We start from the raw sequence: 1,010 nt of genomic DNA, 5'->3' as shown, positions 1-1,010 counted from the left end.
ACTTCAAATCGAAAGGTTCTGAATGTATTGAAGAGTGGATCGCTGGTGTAGAAGACTCGGAGCCTGCGGATCTGCAAGGCAACTGTAACAACTTCCGCGTTTCTGCTGCGCACGCAGTGGGAGAAGCGTTGAAAGACGTGAAAGGCTATATGTTGCTGATGGGGGACCTCAATGCGTATGGTATGGAAGATCCACTACTGACACTGACTGACTACTCGAAAGAGAAATACGGACGTGATATCTACACAGCGGGTTACACCACAATCAACGGTGGTGAGTTGCAAGTTGAGCAAACGCAAATCAAACAAGGTTACGGCCTGAACAACCTTAATACCTTGCTGCATGGCACAGACACGTTCTCGTACACCTATTCTGGTGAGTTGGGCAATTTAGACCACGCCTTGGCAAGCAACAGCTTGGCGCAAAAAGTGGTAGCGATTGAAGATTGGCACATTAACTCACTAGAAAGTAACTTGTTTGAGTACGGCAGCAAATACACAGGTGATATGCCGAAATACAAAGACGCGTTCTCGGCATCTGACCACGATCCTGTGATCATCGCGATTGATTTACCTGATACGGATATCGATTTACCGAAAGCGGGTGAAAATTTAGCGGTAGATGTACGTTTGCCACCAAACGCGGTTGCAGGTGACATCGTGACTGTTAGCTTAACCGTCGCGACTCAAGCTGCCGCTGTAAGTAGTGATGCGAAAGCTTACTCAGCGAGCAAGACTTTAGATCAAACGGACATTAAAGCGCGCAGCGTGAATGTTGAGTTTGAACAGGCGCCAGAGCAAGGTAACTACCAACTGGAAGAGAAAGTGACAGACTCGACTGGCAACGTCGTTAAGTTTAGCTCTGCTCGTGCAGTCTCTATGACTCAACCTGAAACGGGCACCACAGATTCGAAAGACTCTGATGGTGGTTCGTTTGGGTTTGGTGCACTGATAGCAATGCTTGGACTTGGCTTGTTCCGCCGCCGCCGTTAAGCCACTCCTGTCCTAAAA

1 protein-coding gene is annotated in these 1,010 nt (G+C 48.3%); it reads left to right on the top strand.

The window, feature by feature from the left end:
• Positions 1-992 (top strand): GlyGly-CTERM sorting domain-containing protein (locus R7Z50_RS24975; protein ID WP_318149416.1); only part of this gene is annotated, 992 nt, incomplete at its 5' end.
• Between the last annotated feature and the right edge of the window lie 18 nt (positions 993-1,010).

It is taken from the genome of Vibrio sp. 1249-1 (assembly GCF_033340495.1).
This window is presented reverse-complemented; position numbering and strand designations above follow the sequence as displayed.